The organism is Lysobacter sp. P5_B12, assembly GCF_056400425.1.
In genome coordinates this window covers 255,738-282,311 of the sequence record NZ_JBFULG010000003.1, presented here as the reverse complement: position 1 = coordinate 282,311, position 26,574 = coordinate 255,738, and the positions used below count along the sequence as shown (strand labels likewise).

Genomic DNA, 26,574 nt, shown 5'->3' with positions numbered 1-26,574 from the left:
ATGACCCAGCAAATCAATCCCAATGCCGCAGCGCCGGCCGGTGCGCCGGTGAACAAGCGCAAGCGCGCGCTGACGATCCTCGCCCTCGTGGTCGTGGTCGCCGCCCTCGCATGGGCGGCGTACTACTTCCTCGTCGCGCGCTGGCACGAAGACACCGACGATGCCTACGTCCTGGGCAACGTCGTTTCGATCACGCCGCAGACCCAGGGCACGGTGGTCAGCATCGGCGCCGACGACGGCATGAAGGTCGTTGCCGGCCAGGTGCTCGTGCAACTGGATCCGAACGACGCGCGCGTCGCCTACGAACAGGCCGAAGCCAACCTCGCCAATGCGGTACGCCAGGCGCGCGGCTTGTACAGCGCGGTCGAAGCCAACCAAGCCGACATCGCCGCACGCCGCGTCGCCGTGGAGCAGGCCAAGCAGGACGTCGCACGTCGCGCGGGCCTGGTCGCCACCGGCGCGGTCGCCGCCGAAGAACTCGCGCATGCGCGCGACGAATTGGCCGCCGCGCAAGCCGCGCTGGCCGGTTCGAACGAAAACCTCTCGCGCAACCGCGCGCTAGTCGATGCGACCACCGTGCAGACGCAGCCGCAGGTCGCCGCCGCCGCCGCGCAGTTGCGCCAGGCCTACCTCAACCTGCAGCGCATGGCGATCGTCGCGCCGGTGACCGGTTACGTCGCCAAGCGTTCGACGCAGCTCGGCCAGCGCGTGCAGCCGGGCGTCACGCTGATGACCGTCGTGCCGCTGGAACAGGTGTGGGTGGAGGCGAACTTCAAGGAAACGCAGCTCGCCAACATGCGCATCGGCCAGCCGGTGGAACTGCATTCGGATCTGTACGGCAAGGACGTGCGTTTCGACGGGCACCTGGTGAGCCTCGGCCTGGGCACGGGCAGCGCGTTCGCGCTGCTGCCTGCGCAGAACGCGAGCGGCAACTGGATCAAGATCGTGCAGCGCGTGCCGGTGCGCATCTCGGTCGACACCGAGCAGCTCAAGGAACATCCGCTGCGCCTGGGCCTGTCGATGCATACCGATGTCAGCATCCGCGATCGCAGTGGTCCGCTGCTCGCCGATGCGCCGCCCGCCAAGCCGCTGCTGACGACGAACGCGTATGCCAAGCAATTGGCCGACGCCAACGCGCGCATCGCGAAGATCGTCGAGGCGAACCTGGGCCGTCGCGGTTAAGCCACGCCCATGTCCGCAACCACCGCAAACGCGGCGCCGATGCCGCAGGCCGGCTTCCGCCCGCCGAACATGGCGCTCACGACGATCGGCCTGGCGCTCGCATCGTTCATGCAGGTGCTCGACCTGACAATCGCGAACGTCTCGTTGCCGACGATCTCCGGCAACCTCGGCGGCAGCGCGAACCAGGCGACGTGGGTGATCACCTCCTTCGCGGTGAGCAACGCGATCGCCCTGCCCCTGACCGGCTGGCTGACGCGGCATTTCGGCGAGCGCAAGTTGTTCGTCTGGGCCACCGCGCTGTTCGTCGTGGCCTCGTTCCTGTGCGGCCTTGCCAACAGCATGGGCCTGCTCGTGGCGGCGCGTGCGCTGCAGGGATTCGTCGCGGGCCCGATGTATCCGATCACGCAGGCCCTGTTGATTTCGATCTATCCGGCGCACAAACGCGGACAGGCGATCGCATTGCTGGCGATGGTGACCGTCGTGGCGCCCATTGCGGGCCCCATCCTCGGCGGCTGGATCACAGACAACTATTCGTGGGAATGGATTTTCTTCATCAACGTGCCGATCGGGCTGTTCTGCTCGTTCGTGGTCGGCCGCCAGTTGAAGGGGCGGCCCGAGCGGCTCGAAAACCCGAAGATGGATTACGTCGGCCTGATCACGCTGGTGCTCGGCGTGGGCGCGCTGCAGATCCTGCTCGACCTGGGCAACGACGAGGATTGGTTCCGCTCGAACCTGATCGTCGGTCTCGCGATCCTTTCGGCGATCTCGCTCGCGGTGTTCGTCATATGGGAGATGACGGACAAGGACCCGATCGTGAACCTGCGCCTGTTCCGCCACCGCAATTTCAGCGCGGGGACCGCGGCGCTGGTGCTGGCGTACGCGTCGTTTTTCAGCGCCAGCATCCTCGTGCCGCTTTGGTTGCAGCGCAACCTGGGTTACACGGCGATCTGGGCGGGTTTCGCCACCGCGCCGATCGGCATCCTCCCGGTGATCCTGACGCCCTTCGTGGGCAAGTACGCGCACAAGTTCGACCTGCGCGCGCTCGCGACCACGGCGTTCATCGCACTGTCGCTGACGAGTTTCGCGCGCGCTGGCTTCAACCTCGACGTGGACTTCAACCACATCGCGATGATCCAGTTGTTGCAGGGTTTCGGCGTGGCGCTGTTCTTCATGCCAGTGCTGCAGATCCTGCTGTCGGACCTGCAGCCGCACGAGATCGCCGCGGGTTCGGGCCTGGCGACGTTCATGCGAACACTGGGCGGTTCATTCGCAGCGTCGCTTACCACCTATGCATGGAGCGAGCGCGGCGCGGTGCACCACGCGCACCTGACGGAGAAGTTGTCGGCTTACGACCCGGCGACGATCGAAGCCACCACGCGCCTGGGCAACGGCGACCTGCAACGCGGCGCGGCGGTGCTCGAACGCCTGATCTCCAACCAGGCCGCGCAGATCGGCTTCAACGAGATCTTCCACCTGCTCGGGATCGTCTTCCTGATCGTGATCGCGTTCGTGTGGATCGCAAAGCCGCCGTTCCAGGCCAAGGCGGGGCCGGAAGCTGCTGCCGGGCATTAGCCTTTTCGCGCGGCGGCGATCAACTCGCCGCCGACAACGCATCCGACAAACGCTCGACCGCGATGACTTCCAGCCCCTTGTAGGCGCCCACCTTCGGCGCATTCGCCTTCGGCACGATGGCGCGCTTGAAGCCGTGCGTCGCCGCTTCACGCAAACGTTCTTCGCCGTTGGGCACGGGGCGGATTTCGCCGGAGAGGCCGATTTCGCCGAAGGCGACGGTTTTCTCCGCGAGCGGGCGGTCGCGCAGGGAAGACAACACCGCGAGCAGCACCGGCAGGTCCGCGGCGGTTTCCTGCAGGCGGATGCCGCCGACGACGTTGACGAACACGTCCTGGTCGCCGACGCCCACGCCCCCGTGGCGATGCAGCACGGCGAGCAACATCGCCAGGCGATTCTGTTCGAGGCCGACGGCGACGCGGCGGGGATTGGATAGCGGCGAGGAATCGACGAGCGCCTGTACTTCGACCAACAACGGCCGCGTGCCTTCGCGCGTGACCATCACCGCGCTGCCCGGCTGCGGCGTGCTGCCGCCGGAGAGGAAGATCGCCGACGGATTGGGCACTTCGCGCAGGCCCTTCTCGCCCATCGCGAACACGCCCAGTTCGTTGACGGCGCCGAAGCGGTTCTTGAACGCGCGCAGCACGCGGAAGCGGMTGCCGCTCTCGCCTTCGAAGTACAGCACCGCATCGACCATGTGTTCGAGCACGCGAGGGCCGGCGATGCCGCCTTCCTTGGTGACGTGGCCGACGAGGAACACCGTCGTCCCCGTTTCCTTCGCGTAACGCACCAGGCGCGCGGCGCTCTCGCGCACCTGGCTGACCGAACCGGGCGCCGCGCCCAGGGATTCGGTCCACAGCGTCTGCACCGAGTCGGCGACGATCACCTTCGGGCGCATCGCGACGGCTTGTTCGAGGATGCGCTCCACGCCGGTTTCGGCGAGCGCGTGCAGGTGATCGATCGGCAACCCGAGGCGGACCGCACGCCCGGCCACCTGCGCGAGGGATTCCTCGCCGGTGACGTACAAGCCCGGCAGGGTCGCGCCCATCAGCGCGAGCGCCTGCAACAACAAGGTGGATTTGCCGATGCCCGGATCGCCGCCGACCAGCACGACCGCGCCTTCGACCAGGCCGCCGCCGAGCACGCGATCGAATTCGCCGATGCCGGTGGACACGCGCGCTTCTTCGCTGTGACGCACTTCGCGCAAGGCGGTGACTTGCGGGGCGTCGACCTTGCCTGCCCAGCCGCCACGCCGCGCGGCGGGTGCCGCTGCCGATGTGGATTCCAACACGACTTCGCCCATCGAATTCCACGCTCCGCAGGCGTCGCACTGCCCTTGCCACTTGGCGTAGTCGGCCCCGCATTCGTTGCAGACGTAGGCGGAATTCTTCGGTTTCTTGCCGGCGGCGAGCTTGGACATTGGCAACGCACGTGCTTGGACGATGCAGCACTGTAGCCGCTGCAATCCCACGACGTGCGACGCCGCGTCGGCAAACGCACTGATCGCGCATAAAAAAAGGCCGGGGCGGTCCCCGGCCTTGCGACGCCATCCCTGGCGTGCGTCCCTGTCTGAATCCGTCCAGGCCTCCTTGCCCGGAGGCTCGCGCGAGCGCCGTCCCTTACGCCGCGCGAGCTTTGGTCGAACTGTTTTTCCCCACGTTGTTCCTTACAAATCGCTCCCGGCCGCGGCCGCGTTGCGGATCAGGCCCGAGAACGGCAGCAACTGCGTGATGTAACGGTTCCAGCGGGTGATACCGGCCGGGCCGATCCACACCACGTCGCCCGCCTTCAGCGTGAAGCGCGAGGCGACGGCGAAGGCCGCCGGCGACGTCGCATCCAGGTTGAAGACCGCCGCCGGATTGCCCTTGTCGTCCATGCCGCGCACCACGTAGACCGCGCTGCCCTTCGAGGTTTCCGGGTTCAGGCCGCCCGCACGCCCGAGGGCCTGCGTCAGCGTCATGTCGCTGGTCTTGAACGGGATCGCCTTCGGGTCGCGCGCTTCGCCCACCACGTAGACCTCGTTGCGATCGTTGTACGGCAGGTACACGCGGTCGCCGGGCTTGAGGTAGATGTCCTGCGCGACGCCATCGCGATTGATCGCGTCGAAGTCGATCGGGTAGTTGCGGCCATCGCGCGTGAGCACCAGGCCGGAGAGATTGGCGTTGGCGACGTCGACGCCCGCGCGGCCGATCACCTGCGCCAGCGTCTGCGGCACGGTCGTCGTGTCCTGCGGCGCGGTGTTGGTGAAGGCGCCCTGCAGCGACACGCGGCCACCGAAGCCGACGACGTTGACGTCGACCTGCGGATCCTTGAGGTAACGCGCCAGGCGCTTTTCGAGCGTGTTGCGCACCTGCTCGACGGTCAGCCCACCGACCTTGAACTTGCCGGCGTAGGGATAGAACAACGTGCCGTCGGACTGCACCTGGCGGCCGTTGGTGATCGCCTGCTGCTGCGAACCGGCCGGCGTCGTGAGTTCCGGGTGGTCCCAAACGGTGATGATCAGCGTGTCGCCCGGGGCGACTTCATAGGAGTTCGGCTGGAAGGCCGTGAGCTCGGCCGGCAACACCACCGGCTGCCGCTTGGCGGCCACCAGGTCGGCCGTGATCGGGGTCACCGCGATTTCCTGGCCGTTGTCGACGATGGTCGACGGGCCCCGCGCCGACATCTTCTGGCCCGGGATGCAGCCGGTCAGTGCCAGTGCGATCGCGAGTGTGGCGACGCGCGTCAGTTGGGTGTTCAAGGTGGAGCCCTCCTAGCTGGGAAGCGCGCGCCTGCGCGCCGATGTTTTGGATACCCCTGCTCGCCAGTCCGGATGCCCGGCGAGCCGAATTCAGGTTGTCGGCGGCAGCCTACGGACAGGGTTATCGGCGTCGCGTGAAATTGCCGGGCTACGCCAGCCCTGCCGGGTTCACGCCGTTTTTCTCTCGAAACAAGCGGCCATCAGGCCTGCGTACTCTTTCAACGCACGGCCGCTGCGCCACAGGGCACGGCCGCTCGGCAGCCATCGGTCGACCCAGCGGTCGCCGCGGACGGACGGCGGCTCGGCCACGGGCACTTCGATGACCTGCAGCCCCGCGCCGCGGAAGAGCACGCTCGCGCGCGGCATGTGGATCGCCGAGGTGACCAGCAGGACCGAGCGCACGCCGTTGGCGCGGGCGATCTGCGCGGAGTAACGCGCGTTGGTGGTGGTGTCGGTGCTGCGTTCTTCCAGCAGCAAGGCATTCCCGGGCACGCCGAACTTGCGCATGCCGCGCGCCATGTTGCGCGCTTCGGTGCGCCCGCCTTCGCCCCCGCCGGAGAGGATGATGCGCGGCGCGCGGCCGGCGATGTACAGGCGTGCGCCCTGCGCGAGGCGGCTGTATTTCAGGTCCTCGAGCGTCACGCCCGGCCGGTTGATCCAGGTGTACCCGCCGCCGCCCAGCACGACGATCGCATCGGCATTGGGCAGGACATTCGGCGATTCGACGGCATAGCGATCTTCCAGCGACAGGCGCAACCATTCGGCGTTGCCCGGCAAGGACCAGAACGCCGACCAGCCGATCGCGACCACCGCCAGCGCGAACGCCGCGCGCTTCCGCTTCAGCATCGCGTACAGCGCGCCCGCCAGTGCGAGCAGCACCAGCGTCAGCGCGAGCGGAAACGTCAGGCCGACGACGATGTCGCGCAGGAACTGCAAGTCAGGCCGCCGCCCGCTTGGGCATGCGACGCGACGGCAGCAACTCGTCGTACACCTCGATCGTGCGACGGATGACCATCTGCTCGTCGAAGTGTTCCATCGCCTTGCGACGCGCTTCGTCGCCGAGGCGGCGCACGAGCACGCGATCGTCGTCGAGCATCGCCAGGCGCTCGGCGAGCGAGCGTGCGCAACGCGGTTCGACATGCAGCCCGTCGACGCCGTCCTCGCTCACCACTTCGCGGCAACCCGGCAGGTTGGTCGTCACCACCGCGAGCCCGCAGGCGGCGGCCTCGATCAGGCTCTTGGGCACGCCTTCGCGGTAATAACTCGGCAAGGCGATGACGTCCATCGAACGCATCAGCGTCGGCATGTCGTCGACGTGGCCGCGCCAGTCCACGAGCCCTTCGGCGACCCAGGCTTGCGCCTGTTCGCGGCTGGCCGAACGCGGATTGCCCGGATCGGGCGAACCGGCGATCACGAACTCGATGTTGCGTCCCTGCGCGCGCAACAGGCGCGCCGCTTCGATGAACTCGCCGATGCCCTTTTCCCACAGCAGGCGCGCGGCCATCAACACGCGCAGCGGGCGCGCTTCGCCGATGGGATCGACGGGCAGGAAACGTTCGAGGTTGACGCCGGAACTGCGGATCACGCGGATGTGCTGCTGCGGCACCAGGCGTGCGCGCACGAAAGCATCGGCATCGTCGGGATTCTGCAGGATCAGGCGCGACTGCTTGCCGCCCAGCGTGCCGCGCATCAGCAGCTTCACCATCGGGCGCAGCGTGCGCGCGAGCACGGCATCGCTCGCGAAAACGTAGCCCATGCCGGCCACGGCATTGACCACCGCGGGCACGCGCGCCGCACGCGCGGCGATCGCACCGTAGATCGCGCACTTCACCGTGAAGTTGTGCAACAGGTCGGGACGCTCGGCGCGCAGGATGCGCGTGAGCGCGCTGATGGTTTGCGCTTCGCGCCAGGGATTGAGGCTCGCGCGATCCATCGTCAACTGGATCCACCGCAACTCGTGCGCCTGGAAACGTTCGCCGAATTCGCCCGGTGGCGAGAGCATGACGACATCGTGGCCCTCGGCCTTCAATTTCAGGGCCGTGGACAGTCGGAAGTTGTAGAGATACCAATCCGTGTTGGCATAGAAGACGAACTTCATCGGGTGGACTCCGCCAGACGATGGTGGTGCAGGTACGGCACGTAGGGCTTTGCCGTGGCGACCTCGGTTGCACGCGACGCCACGACCGAACGCAGCATCCACGGGAAGACGAGGAACAACAGGAAACAGGACGCGTAACGAATGCCCGACCCGGGGTTGTACATGCCGAACGGGACGTAGGCGACGAGGGTGACGAGCACCGCCGGCAGCCACGCGAGCACGAGGATCTTGCGACCGGTGGCATCGGGAATGCGGAAAGCCTGCTGGATCGCATAGAGCAGCAGGAAGAACACTGTAAGTCCCGACACCATGAACGGGAGCATCACCGGGCGCGCGAACACTTCGGCCGGCGTCGGCCCGACGACCGCCAACGGCAAGGTCCACCACAGGCTCGTCAGGTAGGCCTGCGTGGTTTCGATGTTGATCCACAGGCGCGTGGTGCCCGAGTCGATCGTGAAATACAGGCGCGCCTTGGGCAGCACTTCATTGGCGATGTAATCGTCGATCTGCGGCCACAGGGCGATGCACAGCACGCCGCCGATCAACACCATCAGGAAGGCCTGCACGCCCAGGCTCAGGCCGACGCGCGGTCCGCGTTGCAACATCCAGGCCATCAGGAAGAACAGGGCCATCGCGCCACCGAAGGGGGCGCGGATGAACACCATGCCGGCGATGCACAGCACGGCAAACCACCATTTGCTCCACGACGGTTTTCGGAAGTACCCGGCCATCGCGCCCATGAAGTAACCCAGCAGGCCGATGTACAACGACTCCCGCCCCACCACCGAGGCCCACACGCCGAAGCTCGGGATGAGCAGGATGGCGAGCAGCGGCCAGCGATACGGACCATGCACACGCGCCTGCCCGACGAGGTAGGCCACGCCGCTGGCGGCGAACAGCGAGAACACCAGGTGCGCCAGCACGTCGACCTTGAGCAGCCCGACCACCGTCGTGGCGAGCTGGGTGACGAAATACGTGCGCGCCGATGCTTCGTCGTCGTAGGCGCCGGTCAGGTAGGAGCGCGCGTCGCCCAGCTGGCTGAAACGGCTGTAGATGAACACGGCGAACAGCGTCCACCCCACGAAGATCGCGTACACGCTCGCCTTGCCGAGCCGGTTGCGGGCCGGCGGCGCCTGGTGTTCTGCCGCGAGGTCGGCATAGGGCACTTCGGTCATGACATTCTGATAACGATTGGGGCGTGAGAGGGAGGTCATGAATGGACACCCTTGGCCCGGCGCAATTGCCGCACGCCGTGCCAGGTCCCCGCGAGAAGTACCAGTTCCGCGGTGACAGTCGCCCACGCGGCGCCGATGACGCCGTAGTCCGGGATCAAGGCGGCGTTCAGCAAAATCGCCACGCCGGTCGCCCAGGCCATCGCGTAGACGCGGTAGCGCATGTGCTTGTCGGTGAGCAGCGCCGAGCCCATCGCCGTGGAGAGGAAGCGGATCGGCGGACACAGCGACAGGATCAGCAGGATCACGACGACCCCGCGATAGGCCTGCCCGAACACGATCGGAATCACGAAGGGCGACACGACCGCGAGCCCGATGCTCACCATCACGCCCATCGCGAACATGCCGATGTTGCCGCGCTTGTAGACCATCCAGAACTTCACCGGGTCGTGCGCGGCCCAGCGATGCAACTTCGACAACAGGAATTTCTGGTAGATCGTCGCGGGGATCAGATAGATGGCGGTCATGACCGCAAGGCCGATCGCCCAGAAGCCCGCCTGTTTGTCGCCGCCCAGGTACTTGAGCAGGATCGTGCTCACCTGGAAGAACACCGGGTAGAGGATCGCGACCATGCCGAAGGGCCAGGCCTGCGACCACAGTTCGGCCACGCGCGGTTCCTGCACGGGCGCCTGCGCCACCGGCTCGGGGCCGTGGCCGCGCAGGTCGATCTCTCCGCGCATCACCGAGCGCAACAGCGGCAACGCCCACACGACCATCGCCAGCGAGATCACCGCGTAACTGGTCGCGACGAAGCGACCCGTCAGTTGCGGCACGAGCAACAACGCAAGCGCGACGAGCAAGCGACTCGCCGGGATCGCGAGCTGCCAGCTGGCCATGCGCGCGTAGCGATCCTCCAGGCGGTACTTCGTGCTCAACATCTCGATGGTGAGGATGTGCAGCACGATGGGAACGAGCACGAGCAGGTCGAAGCGCGTGTCGGCATCGGGCGCGACGAACAAGGCCCAGCACACGATGATCGCGATCGCCAGCCCGCAGGTGCCGACGGTGAAGCGCAAGGAGGGGCCGATCCATCGCCGCGCCGCCCACCCTTCCACGCCATACACGCGCAGGCGGAACTGCGCGAGGCCGAAGCCCGCGAGCGGCGCGATCATCGTGATGGTGGCCAGCGAGGAAGCGAACAGACCGTAGTCGTTCGGTCCCAGTTCGCGCGCGAGCAGCGTTTGCGTCAGGAACACGCACACCGCGCCGATCGCGGTCGCCGCGCCCAGCATCGAGATCGTCTTCAACGCCCGTTTCCAGCCGGGCATGAGCCATTGCGCGACGCGCGACGGGCTTTCCATCGTGACGGCGCCTGCCTGTTCCGAATCCATGAGAACGCGATTGCCCCCTGCGAATTCGCGGGACCTTATCGCCAGAGACGTGAAGACCGGGTTGGACAGGGCAAAAAAAGGGGGAAGCGCCCCCCAGCGCTTCCCCCCGCGGCGGGCCCGCGCGGTGCGCGAAACCCTTCCGTCCCTTGAAACCTATTTGTAGCGGTTCGTGCCCACGCTGATGTTCGAGGTGATCCCCCGCACCAGGATGTCGCGTTCGACCTTCTGCGAATACCCCGACATCGAGAAGTCGACCCGGTCGACGATGCCGTTGCGGGCATAGTTACCGTAGAAAACATTCTCGCTGATCTCGCACCCGCTCGTGCCGTCCTGGAGATAGATCCCGGTCGCCGAATTCATGCGGACGGTGCACTGCGTGATGGCCATCGCAGTACTGCCGACGGTCACGATGCCGCAACTGCCGTTGTTCGCCACCGTGCAGCGGCGGACGGTGGTGTTCTGCGAGCGCTTGTAGGCCAGCAGGCCGTACTTGCGGTTGCCGCGCAGCACGCAGTTCTCGATCGAGACGTGGTCGGCGATGCCCGGGTCGTCGGGTTCGATGTCGATGCCGCACTCCGGCGCCGTGCCGTTGCTGTAGGAGAACTCGCTGTCGCGGACGACGATGTTGGTGCCGCGGCCGATGGACAGGCCTTGCCGGCGGTTGTTCGTCGAGACGATGTTGGACACGACGATGTCTTCGCACGGGATGGGCGCGGCGCCGAACACCAGCGCGGCCCCGATCGACATGCCGTCGCCCCAGCAATCGGACAGGCGCATGTCGCGCACGGTGACGCGCTGGCAGCCGCGCACGAACACGCCGTGCCCCCACTCGCCCGTCGAGCCGAGATGTCCGTAGCGGTCGCCGATGACCTGGCCGCCCGAGATCTCCACGTCGGTCACCTTGTAGGCGTAGACCACGTAGGCCTTGTCCAGGGTGTTCGGCTTGCAGACCAGGATCGCGTTCGGATCCAGTTGCAGGTGCATGTTGCTGCGCAGGTTGATCGACCTGCCCGCATCGATCAGGTAACGCCCCGCCGGCACGAACACCGTGCCCCCTTCGGCGGGCAATGCCTGGATCGCGGCGTTGATCGCCGCGGTGTCGTCGCGCGTGCCGTCGCCCTTGGCGCCGAAGTCGCGCACGTCCAGCGCCGCGCTCCCCCGAACGCGCGCGACCGGCAGATACACCGCGTTGGACATCGCCGCGGCGCCGAAGGCCGTGCTCCCCAGCACGACCGGCGCCGCCGCCAACAACGCATTGCGCAGGAAGACACGCCGCGCAACCTTCGCCTGACCGAGTCCGTCCATCCCCGACCCTCCCCTTCACGCCCTGCTAACAAGGCGTTGCCGGGCGATCTTGGTCGTCGGGTCGCGTGAATACACGCACCAAATGCGCGAAACGTGGACGCCGCCTCCAATTCACCCAGCTGACTGGGGCAAATCGCGGGTCTAGTCGAGGCGGTTGTCGCCGGCGACCTTGGGGAGATACGCGTCTTCGGCCACTTCCAGGTTGTGCGCCCAGCGAGGATCGGAGCCGAAGGTCGGCTTGCGCGGGCGGCCGGGTGCGTTGTCGGAGAAGGTGTTGCCGGAGATATCGACGTTGCGCGACTGCTTGCGCAACGCGATGCCGACCTTCGCATTGCCGCGGATGCGGTTGCCGCGGATCGACAGACCCTGCGTGCCGACCGCGAGGATCCCGGGATTGCGGTTGTCCTCGATCGTGCAGTCGCGGATCAACACGTCCTGCGTGTCGTGCCACACCTGGATGCCCGGGCCGCGATTGCGGCGGACCAGGCACCGTTCGATGCGCACGTCCTTCGCCATGTCGCCCTTGTCGGGCTCCACGTCGATGCCCGCCATTGGCGCGGTGCCGCCGGTGTCGGCCATCTCGCAATCGTGGACCCACACGCGACGCGAACGGCCGACGGTGAGGCCCTGCCTGCGATTGCCGATGAACTTGACGTTGGCGATCTCGATGTCGGTGCTCGGGCGCAGATCGTCACGGCTGCGCTTCTTTCCACCGATCGAGATGCCGTCGCCCCAGCAGCGCGAAATCTGCATGTCGCGCACGACCACGCGCACGCCGTCGTAGATCGCGATGCCGTGGCCCCACTCGCCATCGGTGCCGAGGTGGCGATCGCGATCGCCGACGATGCGGCCGCCGCTGATGCGCACGTCGGTCACGGCCTGCACCAGCAGCACGTAGGCGCGCGGCGCGGCGTTGGGGATGGCATGCAATTCGGCGCCGCGCGCCATCTTCAGATGGATGCCGCTGCGCAGCCGCACGCTGTGGAGGGGATCGATGCGGTAGATGCCGCTGGGGACTTCGACGGTGCCGCCGTTGGGCAGCGCGTCGATCGCTTGCTGGAAGGCCTGCGTGTCGTCGTTCGCACCATCGCCGTGTGCACCGAAGTCCCGGACGCTCACCTTCCGGGCGGATTTCGCGTACGCCTCGCGCCCAAGCGCGAGCATCGTGCCGGTGCCCGCCAGGCGCGCGAGCAACGAACGTCGCGAAATCAACGCTCCGCCCGGCCCGTCAACCACGGCAGCAACACCGCGAGCAGGTAGAACTTGGAGGCGTGGTACTTGTTGTCCATGCGCGAACGATTGCGTTCGAGCCAGTGCGTCGCACCCGGCAGCATGTAGCGCGCTTCGCGCGACTGCGCGTGCACCGCGTCGAAGCGCGTCTTGGCCAGGCCGCGCACGTCGAAACGGAAGCTGCCCTTGTGCGCCACATACGGCAGGTTCGAAAAGCGCGTCGCGATGTGCTCGCGCACGAGCACCTTGCTCATGCCGGTGACCGGATCCATCTGCAATTCGGCCGGCACTTCGTTGTAGACCCAGTCGCAGAAGTGCGCATCGCAGAAGGGATAGGCGATCTTCAACCCGGTCGCTTCGGCGGTATAGATGCCCTTGGCGAAGCCGCCCGCGGCCGCGGCGATGGACAGCGAGATGACGCGATACTCCTCGTCGCTGGTCGCCGACTGGATTTCCGACAGGAACGGCACCAGACGATCGCGCGAACGCTGCGAGATGCCGCGCCCGAACAACTCGTCGACTTCGGCATCGGTGAAGCGCGAACCCGGGAACACGCGCTCCACGGCGTTCATCTGCAAGGTCCCGAGCGCGAAGCACAACTCGAAGTTGTTGCTCACCCACGGCAATTCGGTCGCCATGCGCGGCAGGCGGATGCCGCGCGCGAGCCACTTGAGCACCTTGTATTGCGAATTGACCGGAATGCCGAAGTAGGTATCCGACCCCAGCCCGTCGACCATCCCGTCGCCACCGCCGGCCTGGATTTCGAAGGCCAGGTCGACATAGGACAACAAGGCGAAGTCCGCCGTCAGCGACGGCATGTGCTGCACGATGGACAGGTAGCGGTCGTACGCGCGCGCCGGATCGCAGACGAGGGATTCGTGCCGCAGGCCGAGCGTCGTCGCGACGACTTTCGCCGATTCGACTTCGTTCTCTTCCACGCCGCCGAGATAGGTGATGCACGTGGTGTCGGGCCGCGCATCGGCGAGCGCGATCGCCAGCGTCGTCGAATCCTTGCCGCCGCTCTGCAGCGACCACGGCCCGCGCATCGTCGCGCAGCTGGATTCGATCGCCTGGCACAGGTGCGCGTGATAGGCATCGACCCAATGCTTGCTCGGCGTGGCCTTGGCATCGTGCCGCTTGCCGCTGTCGCGCCAACGGAAACCGTAGGCCGTCGACCCTTGCGGATCGCGACCGGCGAGGTTCGCCGAAAGCGACGCCATGTCCTGCCCTTCGAAGATCGAATGCGGCGGATACACGAAGCCGTTGCGCAACACGTCGGCCACCGACACATCGTCAATCGGCCGCGCCGTCGAATGCGCGGGTGGCGGCGGCGCGAGCGTCGCCTGCATGGGCTGCGGAATCACGAGGCTCACGGCGGCGTCGGGCGCGTGCGATGCAGCTGGATCCAGGGGAGCACCACGGCCAGCAGGTAGAACTTCGAGGCGTGGTACTTGTTGCCCAGGCGATGGCGATTGCGTTCGAGCCACGTCACCGCGCCGGGCAACACGTCGCGTGCCTGCACGGCGAAATCGTGGACGGTGTCGAAGCGTTTTTCCGCAAGGCCGCGCACGTCGAAGCGGAAGCTGCCCTTCTTCTTCACGTACGGCAATTCCGGGAAACGCGTGGCGATATGGTTACGGACGAGCACCTTGTTCATCCTGGTCTGCGGGTCGATCATCTGATGCGGGGGTACTTCCCGATACACCCACTCCCTGAAACGCACATCGCAGAACGGATAGGACGCGTGCATGCCGAGCGCGCTGCAGGTGTACAGGCCCTTGGCGAACGCACCGGCCGAACCGGCGATCGACGTCGACATGTCGCGCCACTCGTCCAGGCTGGTGGCCGAGGCGATTTCCGCGAGGAAGGGCTTCAGGCGCGCCCGCGAGGCCTGCGAAACCGGCCTTCCGAAGATTTCGTCGGTTTCCGCATCGGTGAAGCGCGAGCCGGGGAACACCCGTTCGATGGAGTTCATCTGCAACGTGCCGAGCAGGAAGCAGAGTTCGAAACTGCTGGAGACCAGCGGTAGCTCGGAGAGCGTTGATGGCAGGCGCACGCCGCGGGCCAGGCGCATCAGCGTCTTTTGCTGGCGCGACATCGGCGTGCCGAAGTAGCTGTCCGCGCCGAGCCCGTCGATCACGCCGTGGCCGCCATGGCCGGCGATTTCGGTCGCCAGGTCCACGTAGGACAGCAACGCGAAGTCGGCGGTCAGCAAGGGCATGCGATCGGCGATCGCCAGGTAGCGGTCGTAGGCGCGGCCCGGATCGCACTGCAGCGTTTCGTGGCGCAGGCCGAGCGTGCGCGCGACGAAGGTCGCCGAATCGATTTCGTTTTCCTCGCGGCCGCCCAGATAGGTGATGCACGTTGTATCGGGCCGCGCGTCGGCCACCGCGATGGCGAGCGTCGTGGAATCCTTGCCGCCGCTCTGCAGCAGCCAGGGCGATCCGACATCGCGCGTGGACTCGGAGACCGCTTCGCACAGCAGGCGGTGATAGGTACCGACCCAATCCATGTCGTGGTCGGGATGGCCTTCGGTGTCGGCGCGCTTGCCCGAATCGCGGAACTTGAAGTGGAACTCCGGCGAGGCCTGCATGTCCTGCGAGGGCGAGAAGCCGAAGGTCACCAGCTTGATGTCTTCGAAGATCGAGTGCGGCGGATAGACGAAGGCATTGCGCAGGATGTCCGCGACCGAAACCATGTCGATGTTGCGTGCCGGCGCGTCGCTCCTGGACACACCCGAGAAATCCGGGCGTCCGTAGTAAGGCGACATGGTGATCTGCAGCGGTCCCCGGTGGGTGTCCACCGGGGAGGAGAAAGTGCGCGCGTCGAGCGTGGTCGTGGCGTTCATGGGGTCAGCGATAGGCCTTGTGCGTTCCGGTCTGCTGGCTCGGGAGATATTCGTAATAGGTATAGGCGTAGTGGCCACCGCTGCGCTTCTGCACACCGTTGAAGATGGCGCCCTTCACCTCGACGCCGTTCTGTTCCAGGCGCTGTTTGGCCAGCGCGATCTCGCGCTGCTGGTTCAGGCCGAAGCGCACCACCATCAGGCAGGTGCCGACCATGTGGCCGATCACGGCCGCGTCGGTCACCGCCAGCACCGGCGGCGTATCGATGATGACGATGTCGTAGTTCGGTCCGACCTGTTCCAGCAATTCGTTGAACGCCGGATTCATCAGCAACTCGGAGGGATTCGGCGGAATCGCACCGCGCGAAATGAACGACATGTTGTCGGCGCCCGCGACCTTGCGGATCGCTTCTTCCAGCGGGATCTGTCCGGCGATCAATTCCGACAGGCCGCCTTCCGAACGCACGCCCACCGCATGGTGCAAGGTGCCGCGGCGCATGTCCGCGTCGATCAGCAGCACGCGTTGGCCGGCCTGCGCCATCGTCACTGCGAGGTTGGCGCAGACGAAGGTCTTGCCGACGCCCGGGCTCGGCGCGGAGATCATCAACAGGTTGTTCTTCGTCTTGAAGCGCGCGAAGTGCAGGCTCGTGCGCAGGCTGCGCAAGGCTTCCATCGCAAGGTCGGTCGGCGAGCTGAGTGCGAGCAGGCGCTGGTGCCCGTTCGCGAAGCGCTGCGGATTGACGGTGAGTTCGCGGCCGCGTTCGCTGTAGGGGATCGACGCGTAGACCGGCAGGCCGAGCAGTTCGATGTCGGCCGGATCTTCGACGCCGCGACGCATCATCTGGCGCAGCAGCACGAAGCCGAACATGAGCAACGCACCGAGCAGCGTTCCGCCGGCGATCACCGGGATCGGCTTCGGCCACGCGGGGCTTTCGTAGTCGACGGCGGCCGGATCGATCACGCGCGCATTGCCGATCGCGCTGGCGCGCGCGATGTCGAGCTGCTGCGCCTGGTCGAGCAGGCTGGCGTAGGTCTGGTTGGTGACTTCCACGTCGCGCGTCAGGCGGAACAGGTTCTGCTGCGTTTCCGGCAAGGCGGCGATCTGGCCGCGCAACTGGCCCTTCTGCGCTTCGAACTGGCCGATCTGCGCGAGCAGCGCTTTGTAGGTCGGATGGTTCGGGGTGAAGCGGCTTGCGAGGTCGGCCTGCTGGATCCGCAACTGGCTGATCGCCGAGTCGATCGACACCGTCTGGTTGAGCAGCGACTGGTTCTGCACGGTGACATCGAGCGTCTGCGTGCGCGTCTGGTATTCGGTCAGCGCGGCCTGCGCCTTGTCCAGTTCCTTGCGCACGATCGGCAGCTGGCGCTTGACGAACTGCAGGCGCTTGGCCGCTTCGGCCGAATTGCGCGCCACGTTCTGGTGCACGTATGCACGGCTGATCTGCTCGAGCACCGAGCGGGCGAGGATCGGGTCTTCGCTCTGGTAGCTCAGCGCGATCACGCCCGAATCGCGGCCCTGCTCGCTCGCGCTGATGTCCTTGCGCAGTTGCGAGAGGATCGCCAGCGTGTTCAAGCGCGTGACGTCAAAACGCATGCCGGGGTTGGCGGCCATGCCGCGCACCAGCACGTTGACGCCCGCGGCCTGCGCCGGCTTGCCGACGATGCCGTTGACGAGCACGTCGCCGTCCGGGTCGTACAGCGTGTAGTGGTTCGAATCACCGGCGACGAGCTTGAGCGGCTGGTCGACGAGTTCGGCCGGCACGTCCAGGCGCGAGATCGACACGCTGTCGCCGCCCCAGCCGTAACGCGACAGGCCGAACCACGGCGAGTTGACGTCGTTCGGGCGATCGGAGGAGAAGTTGCGCGCGATGTAGTTGCCGAACACCGGGAAGCGCGCCGGCTTGACCTGCACGTCCAGGTCCAGGTTGTCGAGCGCTTCGCTGAGCACGCTGCGCGAGGTGAGCAACTGGATTTCGGTGGCGGCCGGGGATTCGGCGGCGGTGGATTGCGCGGCCGAATTCGCCGACAGGCCCGGGAAGGTCGGCGTGCGCCGCTCGACCTGCACCGTGGCGTTGGCTTCGTACTTCGGCGTGGCGAGGACGCAATACAACACGCTCGCCAGGAAGAACATCAATGTGCCGAAGAGGATCGCTTTCTTGTGGTCGCCCACCGTCGTGAACAGCGTGCGCAGGTCGAGCTCCTCGTCGCGCACCGAGGTGGGCGCGATGTGGGGAGGCGGCGTCGTGCGGTTGGAGAGGTAGGTCGCCATAAATCTCGCTCAGGAAAATGAAAGGCATCGGTGCGCAGGCATCGACGTTGGAACATCCTTGCTCCGCGGGGACGGCCGTATCAGCCGCCGCCCCGCGTCGTTGCCGGCCCCCTGCCGGCCCCCGTTCGCGGGCTGTCAGGAAACCTCGCGGACCCGTTCGGCGCCGGCCGCGAAGCGCGGCAGCTCGCCTGCCGGCAGCAACGGCACGACCGCGGCCGGGCTGGGCCGCATGGCGGCCAGCGCTTCCACGATCCGCTCGCACGCATCCACGCGCGGCCGCTCGTCGTTGCGCAGGGTTTCCCACGCACGGCGATCGGAGAGGAGGTTGAGTACGACATCGGAGATCGTCTGCTCGTGAACGTCGATGCGGCGGACGTTCGGAACCTCGCTGGTGAGCGGTCCGGCGAGGCTGGGCTCCCCAGCGGCGTTCAGCAGCAGGACAGGCTTCCCGAGCGGGGCGACCTCGGCCGCGCACTCTCCGGAGACGGCCAGGCAGAGATAGGCCGCGTCGGCCAGGTAGGCGAACCCGAGGTAATCGCCCGGGGCGACCAGATGGATGTTGGCGAAGGCGCCGAGCATGCCGTCGATGCCGTCCATGTTCCGCGAGGGCGGGAGCAGGCAGACCACGTCCAGGTCCGGCCGGCGCAGGGCGATGCGGCGCAGCGCGCGGGCCAGCGGCTCCAGGCGTTCGCCCATCTTCTCGCGGCCCAGGACCAGCAGCATCGGCGCGTTCTCGCGCAGGAAACCGAAGCGTTGGGTGAGTTCTCGATTCAACACGCCGTTCTCGTGGAGGCGATCGACCGCCGTGTGCAGCGTGCGCGCGGCCGGATCGCCGGTCATCAGCACGCGGTCGAAGGGCACGCCGTCGGCCACGAGCGAGCGGCTCATCGACTCGGTCGCGGTGAAATGCATCGCGGCAAGCGAGCTCATCACCTTGCGGCCCGCGTCGTGCGAGGCACGCAGCACGGCGCCCGCCGGTTCGACGCATGCAACCGGAATGTGCTGGTAGGTCGCCGCGAGCATGGTCGCAACGCTGGTCGGCGCGCCGGCGGGCACCACCACGATGTCGGGATGAAAGTCGCTGAGCACGCGGTCGAGCGTGCCGAGCGCGGCGGACGTCACTTGCGCGACGTCGTCGCCTTCCGACAGCGTGATGCGCACGTCGGCGGACAAATCGAACAGGTCGAGCACGCCTTCGGAATGGCTGTCGGCCTGCGCGGCGACGCACACGCGTGTTTCGAAGCGCGCATCGCGCGACATCTGTTCGACGATCGGGGCGATCTGCGCGGCATCGATGGAAGCGCTGAGCACGTAGAGCGCCTTGGTGACGCCCGACCCTGACGGCTGGGCGTAGATCGGCGCACGGTCTTCCACCGTGGCCTGCGGCGCAACGGCCACCGCCACGACGCGCTGCGGCAGGAGGGTGGCCAGCGCGTTGATCGCCTGCTGCAACTTCGACAGGTAAAGCGCGAACACGAAGACGAAAGCACCCAGGCTGGCCATCTCCGGCAGACCGCGCAGCAGGTAGCCGATGCAGCCGAGCGTCAGACCCGCCGCGACGATGATGCCGAGCGTGGCGCGCGCCGAGAAGCCGGCGTCGCACAACAGGTGATGCAGATGCTGGCGGTCGGGCTCGAACGGCGAGCGCCCCAGCTTCCGGCGGCGATGCATGACGCCCAGGGTATCCATTACCGGGATCGCCACGCACCACAGCGTGTCGACCGGCGCGAGCACGCCGACCTTGCCGTGGCTCAGGTAGATCAGCGACCACGCCATCAGGAAGCCGATGAGCGTGCTGCCCGCATCGCCCATGAAGATCTTGCGGCCGTCGGGCCAACCGAGGTTGACCGCCAGGTAGGGCACGAGCGCCGCGAACAACACCTGCAGCAACAAGACCACGCCCAGCGCCGGCCAACCGGAGGCGGCGAACAACAGGATCGAACCGATGCTCACCATCGCCATGCCCGCGGCGAGGCCGTCGATGCCGTCCATCATGTTGAACGCGTTGACCAGGCCGATGACCGCGACGATCGTGATCGGGATGCCGAGCAGGCCGAGCTGCAGGTCGATGCCGTCGCCGAGCAGGTGACCCGCGCTATCGAGATAGATGCCGGTGGCGCCGATGACCAGCCACGCCGTGCTCGCCTGGATGATCAGGCGCGACTTGACGCTCATGTTGTTCAAATCGTCGACCGCGCCGGTCATGACGATCAGCGCGCAGGGCACGAGCAGGCTCGCGACGAACGCGTCCACGTATCCGAGGTAGGTCAGGCCCGCCACCGTGCCGAGGAAAAAGCACAGCCCGCCGATCAGGGGCACGCGGCCCTTGTGCGCCTTGCGTCCGCCCGGCTTGTCGACGAGACCGAGTCGCTTCGCCACGGGGCGAAGCGAAAAGATCGCGAAGAGGGTGACAGCCAATGCAATCGCACTCGCGGCCACCAGTTTTGCTTCTTCCATGTGCGCCTCTCGATGACCGGGTCATGGGGCGCCGAACTCTCGTCGTCCGCCCCCTTCCCTGCCGCAAGCACTCCGTTAACTCCGGGTGCAACGCGACAGGTTCGAAAAGGCTATGGATGAGGACTTGACGAAAAGATGAAGAAAAACAGTTAAATGCCGATCGAGGCCTGCCGATCGTCGAATCGTTCAGCAACGTTCGTCTGCTTGGCCGGTGCCGCGGCCGACGTCCGTTTACCGCAACGAGCAGGCCTAAAGGTGCATTCGCCAGGCGTACAGCATGCGGTCGATGCGGCGGTAGGCCTCCTCGAAAACCGGCATGGTCTTACCGTAGGGGTCGGGCACTTCGTCGTCGCCTTCCCACTTGCCCAACAGGAAGGTCTTGCCCCGAGCCTGCGGGGCGATCGCATGGATCGCGCCGATATGACGCCTCTGCATCGCAAGCACGAGATCGGACTGCGAAATCATCGCTTCGGTGACCTGCCGCGCAGAATGCCCCTGCGCCGTCAGGCCGTGATCGACCAGCACGCGCTCGGCGAGGGGGTCGATCGGATTGCCGACCAGCGCGGCCAGGCCCGCCGATTCCACGCGCACCTCCTCGCCCCCGCCGAGATGCTTGCGGAGCACCACTTCGGCCATGGGCGATCGGCAGATGTTGCCGACGCAGACGATCAGGATGCGATGGATCATGATTCGCGCAGTCTACGGCCTTAGCGAGGACTCCCGATGGAACCCGTCCTGCCCCTGAACCACCCGCTGACACTGGTCCACGTCGCGCTCAGCCTGATCGCCATCCTGACGGGGCTGGTCGTCGCCAGGGGCCTGCTCGCATCGCAATTGATGCCGCGATGGACGCACTGGTTCCTGTGGACCACGGTCGCCACGACGGTCACGGGCTTCTTCTTCCCGTTCCGCGGATTCACGCCCGCCTTCGGCACCGGCATCGTGTCGACGCTCGTCCTGGTGCCCACGCTGTTCGCACTCTACGGCCGGCACATGACCGGCGCGTGGCGGTGGATCTTCGCCGTCGGCGCGATGATCTCGCTGTACCTCAACGTGTTCGTGCTCGTGGCGCAGTTGTTCCTGAAAGTGCCGGCCCTGCACGCGCTGGCACCGACGCAGGCCGAACCGCCGTTCGCCATCGCGCAGGGCGTGGTGCTGGTGGTGTTCGTCGTTTTGACGATCTTCGTCGTGCGGCGGTTCCACCCCGCGAGATGAAACAAAAAAACCCCGCTTGCGCGGGGCTTTGGAGTGACGGCGTGCGATGCGTTACTGCGTGCCGGTCGCCGCGGGAAGCTCGATCACGAACCTGCTGCCCTGCCCCGTGCCTTCGCTGATCACCTGGATGCGCCCGCCGTGCGCATCGACCAGCGCTTTGACCAACGGCAAGCCGATGCCCAATCCACCGGTGCGATCGGCCGATCGCTTCTCCTGCGCGAACTGGACGAACAGGTTCGGCATGAGCTCCGGGCCGATGCCATGGCCGTTGTCCGCCACTTCCAGCCGGACGTGGCTGTCGCAAAGCGCGAGCGAGACTTCGATCGTGCCGCCGCGCGGCGTGTAGCGGATCGCATTCGACAGCAGGTTGGAGAGCATCTGCGTCAGGCGCGTGGCGTCGCCGGTGACGAACGCCGATGTCTCCGGGAGGTTCACGTTCAGCGCATGCGCGCGCTCGCTGGCTTTATTCCGCATCTGGTCGACGGCGCCCCGCACGACGGCACACAAGTCCACGCGTTCGGATTTCAGCGTGAGCAGCCCGTTGCCGATCCGCGTGATATCCATCAGGTCTTCGACCATCGACGACATTTGCTGCGCCTGCCGCGCGATGACGTCGACGCATTTCATGGCACAGTCGTCGTGAGAGACGAGATGGCGCAGCACCTGGGCGGCGGTGTGGATCGGCGCCAACGGGTTGCGCAATTCGTGCCCGAGCACGGCGAGGAACTGGTCCTTGCGCGCATTCGCCTCGCGCAGGCCCTGTTCCGCCCGCACGCGATCGGTAACGTCCGAGCCCTGCGTGAAAACACCCCACACGCTCCCGTCGTCATCGACGATCGGCTGGTGGACGAAGTCGACGTAGAAGGTGTCCTGCGCCGCATGGCCGGCGGTGCGCGCCAGTCGGACCGGCATGGCGCGACCGACGAAGGATTCGCCCGTCGCGTAGACGTTGTCGAGCAATGCGAGATAGCCCTGGTCCACGATTTCCGGAAGCACGTCCCGCACTGCACGTCCCAACATGTCGACATCCGAAAGCCCGATCAGGTTTTCGAACGCGCCATTGACGATCGCATACTCGTGCGTCGGCCCCTGCGTGATGCACATGAAGCCAGGCGCCTGCTTGAACATGCGTTGCAAGCGATCCAGTTCGGACCGCCGCCGCGCGTGCGCCTGCATCTCCTTCGTGCGCTCGGCCAGGACGCACATCAGACCGCACACCTTTCCGTCATCGGCCTGGACGGGCGTGTACGAAAAACTGAAATACGTCAGTTCGTCGTAGCCGTGCCGTTGCAACACGAATGGCAGGTCTTCGAAGTAATGCGCCTCGCCATCGCGGATCGAGGTCGTCACCAAAGGCTCGATGTCTTCCCAGACTTCCGGCCAGACCTCGGCCATCGGCATGCCGAAACCCGCCGGATGCTTGATGCCGATGACCGGAAGGAAGGCGGCGTTGTAGAAGAAGCGGCGATCGGGCCCCCATACCAGGTATTGCGGGCGGCGGCTGCGCTTGAGGAGTGCAAGGAACGCGTCGAGCGCGGGTGGCCACGTGGATCGGCCGCCAAGGGGCGTGTCTTCCCAGGCCACTGCATCGAGCAGTGCATCGAAATCGAAGGTCATCTGGACTCGCGGGGGTAGGCCGATTGGAGGAGGCCTCCTGCCGCGTGGATTATCCCTCTCCGAGGGGACAGAGGACTGTAGTGCGGGAGGCGCGAAAGTGATCCCCCCGGAAACGGGGGGGCAGTAAACGCGCCTTGACCGAAAACGGTCACTCGGAGCGCGAATGGCAGTCCTGATGCATCAACCAATCGATCGCTGCATCCAACGTCGGGCCACCGTAACCGGTGTCTTCGTCCGGCAGAACTACATCGACATACTTCTTGCCGGTGCGATCGACGCCCCACCCGTCCGTCATCACGATCACAGCGCCATCCGACAGGGTCATCGGATCGTTTCCGGTCACATACCCTCCGGTCGGCGATCCGAAAAAACGGGTGTTCGCACGGCCCTTGAACGACATCGCCGTCAATTCGCCGGAACTGGCGGTGCGTGTGCCGAGCAGGACGGCGACGGGCAAGGTTGCTGCCTTTTTCGGCGCTACGTTCGCGAAAGCCGCATTTGTCTCGAGCGCATCCCCGCCCTTGAGCCCCCAGTACGTCATGTGCCCGTCGGCATACTCGAACCTTCCGAGGTTGCCATCGTCGAGCAATGGACTTAGCGCACTCAGCATCGGATACATGTTGCCGCCGCCATTCGACCGCAGGTCGAGGATGAACCTGCACACGCCCTCGGCCTGCAGCCCCGCGATCCTGCTGCGCCCATGGTCCACGTACTGCCTGGCCCACGCGTCCGGGCCCTGGAAGCCATACAGACGCACGAGCCCCACTCCGTTGGCGAGCTTTGCCACTTCCGCAAGCGCCAGTGGTGGTGCAGTCGCCGAACTTGTCGAAACACCGGTGGCTTCCGCCTTTGCGGCATCGGGATCCATGAACCTGGTGTGCTTTTCGCCAAGCGCCTCGATGATCAGTTGGATCGCCGGATAGGTATCGCGCGGCGTCCTGGCCCCGGCTGCGGTGGCATGGGCCTTCGCCGTCAACGCAGGCCAGTCCATCTTTCCCGCATTGATGTGCGACTTGCGAAACAAGGCGATCGCTTCGTCGAGATACGCCTTGGCTTCGGGCGCCATGGAGGACGCTGGCGCCGCGGGAACGGCTTTGGTTTCCGCGAATGCCGACGGCACCAGCGACGCCAACGCAACGAGCATCAAGAGATTGCGGCCACGCATTGGATCCTCCCCGGCGGAAGCGCCATGACCGTCGGAACGCGGCAAGACATCGGTTGCGGTCACGCCTGTCGGGAAAAGAAAAAGGGCCTGCAAGGTTGTGCCTTGCAAGCCCTCGTTCTTCTGGTGCCGGAAATAGGAATCGAACCTACGACCTACGCATTACGAAGACGGGCCACTCCCTCGACTCCGGCCACGAGCGGTCAGCGCCCGACTCGCGCCTGCAATGCCGGCGGATAACGATCCCCCTCTATCTTCACCTGCGCGAGAACCTGCGCGATTTCGTCGAGGTCCATGGCTGACAGCGTTATGCCCTCGGCCCCAAGGTTCTCTTCAAGGCGATGGAGCTTGGTCGTCCCGGGGATCGGCACGATCCAAGGCCGCTGTGCGAGCAGCCACGCGATCGCGACCTGCGCTGGTGTCGCGCGCTTGTCTTCGGCGATCTTGCCGAGCAATTGGATCAACACCTGGTTGGCTTGCAGTGCTTGTGGAGAGAATCGCGGCACGACGCTGCGGAAGTCATCGCTCCCGAACGTCGCATCGGCGCGGATCGTGCCGGTTAAGAAGCCTTTGCCCAGCGGGCTGAAGGGCACGAAGCCGATCCCCAGTTCCTCAAGGGTCGGAAGCACCCGCTCTTCCGGCTCACGCCACCAGAGGGAGTACTCGCTCTGCAACGCGGCCACGGGTTGCACCGCATGAGCACGACGAATCGAGTCGACGCCCGCCTCAGACAATCCGAAATGCTTGACCTTGCCTTCCGCGATCAAGTCTCGAACCGTGCCCGCGACATCCTCCATCGGCACGTTCGGATCGACACGATGTTGGTAGAACAGGTCGATGCGATCGGTGTGCAACCGCTTCAGCGCGGCGTCTGCCACCACTCGGATACGCTCCGGCCGGCTGTCCATGCCTTGCGTCGGATCGCCGTTGGTGAACCCGAACTTGGTCGCGAGTACGACCTCGTTACGCACAGGCGCCAATGCTTCTCCCAACAGTTCCTCGTTATCGCCCTGGCCGTAAGCTTCGGCGGTGTCGAAGAACGTCACGCCACGCTCGAATGCACCGCGGATCAGCGCGATGCCGTCGGTCTTTTCCACCGCGGGTCCGTAGGCGTGGCTCAAGCCCATGCAGCCCAGGCCGATGGCGGAGACTTCGAGGTTGCTGTTGCCGAGTTTGCGCGTCTTCACTTGCGATCTCCCGCAGGTTGTTGCATGTGGTGATCCAGCGCTTCACTTGCGCGCCTCGCGGCTTCCGTCTCGCCAGCGTCGGCGAGCACGTTCGTCAAACCACGCAACTGGTGGGTCGTGAGGCCGACGCGCATGCTCGCTGCCATGTGCGAAAGCAACTGCGGTTCTGCACCCGGCGTGGCTGCGAGCGCGCCGACGGTGGCAAGTTCACGGCTTTGCCAATCTAGGTTGTCGCGCTCGAAGACGTCGCCGAACAGGTGCGCTTGAAGGTATCGTTTGATGACGGGCGCGAACTCGAACAGCGGACCCCCAACGGGCGCGCCCGAGATGCGCGTCTGGTTTGCTGTGCCTGCCGCGAGCAAGGCGTCGCCGGTTGGGATCGTGCGTGACGGCTCTCGCCCGGGCGCGTCTTCAATGCCGCGCTGCTTACGCTCGCCGACGACTTTCATCAGCGCGCCGAGTGCGTTGAGGCTGCGCGGGAAGCCCGCATAGGCGTAGAGCTGCACCAGGACTTCTTTGGCTTCGCTGATAGTCAGGCCCGCGTCGAGTCCTCGATTTAGGGCGGCTTCGAGGGCGGGCAGGTCGCTCCTTGCCATCGCAGCGCCGATAAGCGGGATCGCCCTCTGCCTGGAAGTTAGCGACTCGGCTTCCGGCTGCGTAATCGCCTCGCGTGCGCCGTACTCCGCGTCGGTTACCTTTTCCATCCACTCCACGTTCTTGCCGTCCACCGCGCCGGTGATCGCGAGGTGTTTCATCGGCGTCGAAGGCGCCGCACCATGCCAATGCTTGACGCCAGGCGGGCACACGATGACGTCTCCCGGATGGATTTCCTGCACGGGCTTGCCCCACTCCTGCGTCAGGCCGACACCGGACACCACGACCAAGCGTTGCCCCGCGGGATGCGTGTGCCACGCGGAGCGCGCGCCCGGCGCGAAGCTCACATACGCAGCGGAGGCGTTGATGTTCGGGTCGGGCGGAAACAGCGGGTCGACCCGCACGTTGCCGGTAAAGTATTCCACGGGCCCGACCGTTGCCGCTTGCGCACCTGCGCGCGTGATCTGTTGCGCCGCGTCGGCCACCATCGGCGTGACCGTAGATAGCGCGAGTCCCAACAGCATCTTCATGGTCCCGCTCC

The 26,574-nt window shown here is 66.1% G+C and carries 20 protein-coding genes; 3 read left to right on the top strand and 17 right to left on the bottom strand.

Translation table 11 applies throughout. The features are described 5' to 3' along the window. Both AC1DOM_RS07430 and AC1DOM_RS07425 read left to right on the top strand, forming a co-directional pair. Positions 1-1,182: an HlyD family secretion protein gene (locus AC1DOM_RS07430; protein WP_498961794.1), complete on the top strand. Its 1,182-nt coding sequence runs from the start codon at positions 1-3 to the stop codon at positions 1,180-1,182. Between the two features lie 9 nt (positions 1,183-1,191). Beyond that, on the top strand, positions 1,192-2,754 hold the full coding sequence (locus AC1DOM_RS07425; protein WP_498961792.1) for a DHA2 family efflux MFS transporter permease subunit: 1,563 nt from the start codon (positions 1,192-1,194) through the stop codon (positions 2,752-2,754). Positions 2,755-2,773: 19 nt separating this feature from the next. Here the strand turns inward: AC1DOM_RS07425 and radA are convergent, their stop codons facing one another. The 13 genes from radA to AC1DOM_RS07360 all read right to left on the bottom strand — a co-directional run bounded on the left by radA (position 2,774) and on the right by AC1DOM_RS07360 (position 20,945). Then, the gene (radA, locus tag AC1DOM_RS07420; RefSeq protein ID WP_498961790.1) at positions 2,774-4,171 is read right to left on the bottom strand and encodes a DNA repair protein RadA; all 1,398 of its coding nucleotides are present in this window, start codon (positions 4,169-4,171) and stop codon (positions 2,774-2,776) included. Positions 4,172-4,417: 246 nt separating this feature from the next. Next, a complete protein-coding gene (locus AC1DOM_RS07415; RefSeq protein WP_498961788.1) occupies positions 4,418-5,491 on the bottom strand; it encodes a polysaccharide biosynthesis/export family protein in 1,074 nt (357 codons plus the stop codon). A 168-nt stretch (positions 5,492-5,659) separates the two neighbouring features. Beyond that, positions 5,660-6,427 (bottom strand): YdcF family protein, encoded by a 768-nt coding sequence (locus AC1DOM_RS07410; RefSeq protein WP_498961786.1) that lies wholly within the window; start codon positions 6,425-6,427, stop codon positions 5,660-5,662. A gap of 1 nt (position 6,428) precedes the next feature. Next, the gene (locus AC1DOM_RS07405; protein WP_498961784.1) at positions 6,429-7,589 is read right to left on the bottom strand and encodes a glycosyltransferase family 4 protein; all 1,161 of its coding nucleotides are present in this window, start codon (positions 7,587-7,589) and stop codon (positions 6,429-6,431) included. Beyond that, positions 7,586-8,803, bottom strand: a complete 1,218-nt coding sequence (locus tag AC1DOM_RS07400) for a hypothetical protein (protein WP_498961782.1) — start codon at positions 8,801-8,803, stop codon at positions 7,586-7,588. The genes AC1DOM_RS07405 and AC1DOM_RS07400 overlap by 4 nt, the downstream gene beginning before the upstream one ends. After that, positions 8,800-10,152, bottom strand: coding sequence for a lipopolysaccharide biosynthesis protein (locus tag AC1DOM_RS07395; RefSeq protein ID WP_498961780.1), 1,353 nt, complete (start codon positions 10,150-10,152; stop codon positions 8,800-8,802). Before AC1DOM_RS07395 ends, AC1DOM_RS07400 begins: the two co-directional genes overlap by 4 nt. Positions 10,153-10,305: 153 nt before the next feature. Continuing rightward, a complete protein-coding gene (locus AC1DOM_RS07390) occupies positions 10,306-11,457 on the bottom strand; it encodes a glycosyl hydrolase family 28-related protein (protein ID WP_498961778.1) in 1,152 nt (383 codons plus the stop codon). Positions 11,458-11,598: 141 nt separating this feature from the next. Continuing rightward, positions 11,599-12,651 (bottom strand): right-handed parallel beta-helix repeat-containing protein, encoded by a 1,053-nt coding sequence (locus tag AC1DOM_RS07385; protein ID WP_498961776.1) that lies wholly within the window; start codon positions 12,649-12,651, stop codon positions 11,599-11,601. Positions 12,652-12,665: 14 nt separating this feature from the next. Beyond that, positions 12,666-14,060: an asparagine synthase-related protein gene (locus AC1DOM_RS07380; RefSeq protein WP_498961774.1), complete on the bottom strand. Its 1,395-nt coding sequence runs from the start codon at positions 14,058-14,060 to the stop codon at positions 12,666-12,668. After that, positions 14,057-15,535: an asparagine synthase-related protein gene (locus AC1DOM_RS07375; protein ID WP_498961772.1), complete on the bottom strand. Its 1,479-nt coding sequence runs from the start codon at positions 15,533-15,535 to the stop codon at positions 14,057-14,059. Before AC1DOM_RS07375 ends, AC1DOM_RS07380 begins: the two co-directional genes overlap by 4 nt. Before the next feature lie 4 nt (positions 15,536-15,539). Beyond that, positions 15,540-17,801, bottom strand: a complete 2,262-nt coding sequence (locus AC1DOM_RS07370; protein ID WP_498961770.1) for a polysaccharide biosynthesis tyrosine autokinase — start codon at positions 17,799-17,801, stop codon at positions 15,540-15,542. Positions 17,802-17,936: 135 nt separating this feature from the next. After that, positions 17,937-20,258 carry a UDP-N-acetylglucosamine 2-epimerase gene (locus AC1DOM_RS07365; RefSeq protein ID WP_498961768.1) on the bottom strand — a complete coding sequence of 774 codons (2,322 nt, stop codon included), beginning with the start codon at positions 20,256-20,258 and terminating at the stop codon, positions 17,937-17,939. 249 nt (positions 20,259-20,507) lie between these two features. Next, positions 20,508-20,945 carry a low molecular weight protein-tyrosine-phosphatase gene (locus tag AC1DOM_RS07360; RefSeq protein ID WP_498961766.1) on the bottom strand — a complete coding sequence of 146 codons (438 nt, stop codon included), beginning with the start codon at positions 20,943-20,945 and terminating at the stop codon, positions 20,508-20,510. 36 nt (positions 20,946-20,981) lie between these two features. Here AC1DOM_RS07360 and AC1DOM_RS07355 point away from each other — a divergent pair, with 36 nt between their 5' ends. Further along, positions 20,982-21,473, top strand: coding sequence for a hypothetical protein (locus tag AC1DOM_RS07355; RefSeq protein WP_498961764.1), 492 nt, complete (start codon positions 20,982-20,984; stop codon positions 21,471-21,473). Positions 21,474-21,524: 51 nt separating this feature from the next. On the opposite strand, the gene AC1DOM_RS07350 is transcribed toward AC1DOM_RS07355, so the two are convergent. From AC1DOM_RS07350 to AC1DOM_RS07335, 4 genes are all read right to left on the bottom strand, one after another. Then, positions 21,525-23,090: a PAS domain-containing sensor histidine kinase gene (locus AC1DOM_RS07350; protein ID WP_498961762.1), complete on the bottom strand. Its 1,566-nt coding sequence runs from the start codon at positions 23,088-23,090 to the stop codon at positions 21,525-21,527. 148 nt (positions 23,091-23,238) lie between these two features. Further along, complete coding sequence (locus tag AC1DOM_RS07345; RefSeq protein WP_498961760.1) at positions 23,239-24,363, bottom strand: S41 family peptidase; 1,125 nt, start codon at positions 24,361-24,363, stop codon at positions 23,239-23,241. A gap of 92 nt (positions 24,364-24,455) precedes the next feature. Continuing rightward, on the bottom strand, positions 24,456-25,439 hold the full coding sequence (locus AC1DOM_RS07340) for an aldo/keto reductase (protein WP_498961758.1): 984 nt from the start codon (positions 25,437-25,439) through the stop codon (positions 24,456-24,458). Further along, complete coding sequence (locus AC1DOM_RS07335; RefSeq protein WP_498961756.1) at positions 25,436-26,563, bottom strand: (R)-mandelonitrile lyase; 1,128 nt, start codon at positions 26,561-26,563, stop codon at positions 25,436-25,438. The genes AC1DOM_RS07340 and AC1DOM_RS07335 overlap by 4 nt, the downstream gene beginning before the upstream one ends. Between the last annotated feature and the right edge of the window lie 11 nt (positions 26,564-26,574).

Bases quoted from the DNA above. Each gene is read 5' to 3' on its own strand.
- AC1DOM_RS07430 (WP_498961794.1), top strand. From the start codon at position 1: ATGACCCAGCAAATCAATCCCAATGCCGCAGCGCCGGCCGGTGCGCCG.
- AC1DOM_RS07425 (WP_498961792.1), top strand. From the start codon at position 1,192: ATGTCCGCAACCACCGCAAACGCGGCGCCGATGCCGCAGGCCGGCTTC.
- AC1DOM_RS07405 (WP_498961784.1), bottom strand. From the start codon at position 7,589: ATGAAGTTCGTCTTCTATGCCAACACGGATTGGTATCTCTACAACTTC.
- AC1DOM_RS07400 (WP_498961782.1), bottom strand. From the start codon at position 8,803: ATGACCTCCCTCTCACGCCCCAATCGTTATCAGAATGTCATGACCGAA.
- AC1DOM_RS07395 (WP_498961780.1), bottom strand. From the start codon at position 10,152: ATGGATTCGGAACAGGCAGGCGCCGTCACGATGGAAAGCCCGTCGCGC.
- AC1DOM_RS07390 (WP_498961778.1), bottom strand. From the start codon at position 11,457: ATGGACGGACTCGGTCAGGCGAAGGTTGCGCGGCGTGTCTTCCTGCGC.
- AC1DOM_RS07375 (WP_498961772.1), bottom strand. From the start codon at position 15,535: ATGAACGCCACGACCACGCTCGACGCGCGCACTTTCTCCTCCCCGGTG.
- AC1DOM_RS07370 (WP_498961770.1), bottom strand. From the start codon at position 17,801: ATGGCGACCTACCTCTCCAACCGCACGACGCCGCCTCCCCACATCGCG.
- AC1DOM_RS07365 (WP_498961768.1), bottom strand. From the start codon at position 20,258: ATGGAAGAAGCAAAACTGGTGGCCGCGAGTGCGATTGCATTGGCTGTC.
- AC1DOM_RS07360 (WP_498961766.1), bottom strand. From the start codon at position 20,945: ATGATCCATCGCATCCTGATCGTCTGCGTCGGCAACATCTGCCGATCG.
- AC1DOM_RS07355 (WP_498961764.1), top strand. From the start codon at position 20,982: ATGGAACCCGTCCTGCCCCTGAACCACCCGCTGACACTGGTCCACGTC.
- AC1DOM_RS07350 (WP_498961762.1), bottom strand. From the start codon at position 23,090: ATGACCTTCGATTTCGATGCACTGCTCGATGCAGTGGCCTGGGAAGAC.
- AC1DOM_RS07335 (WP_498961756.1), bottom strand. From the start codon at position 26,563: ATGAAGATGCTGTTGGGACTCGCGCTATCTACGGTCACGCCGATGGTG.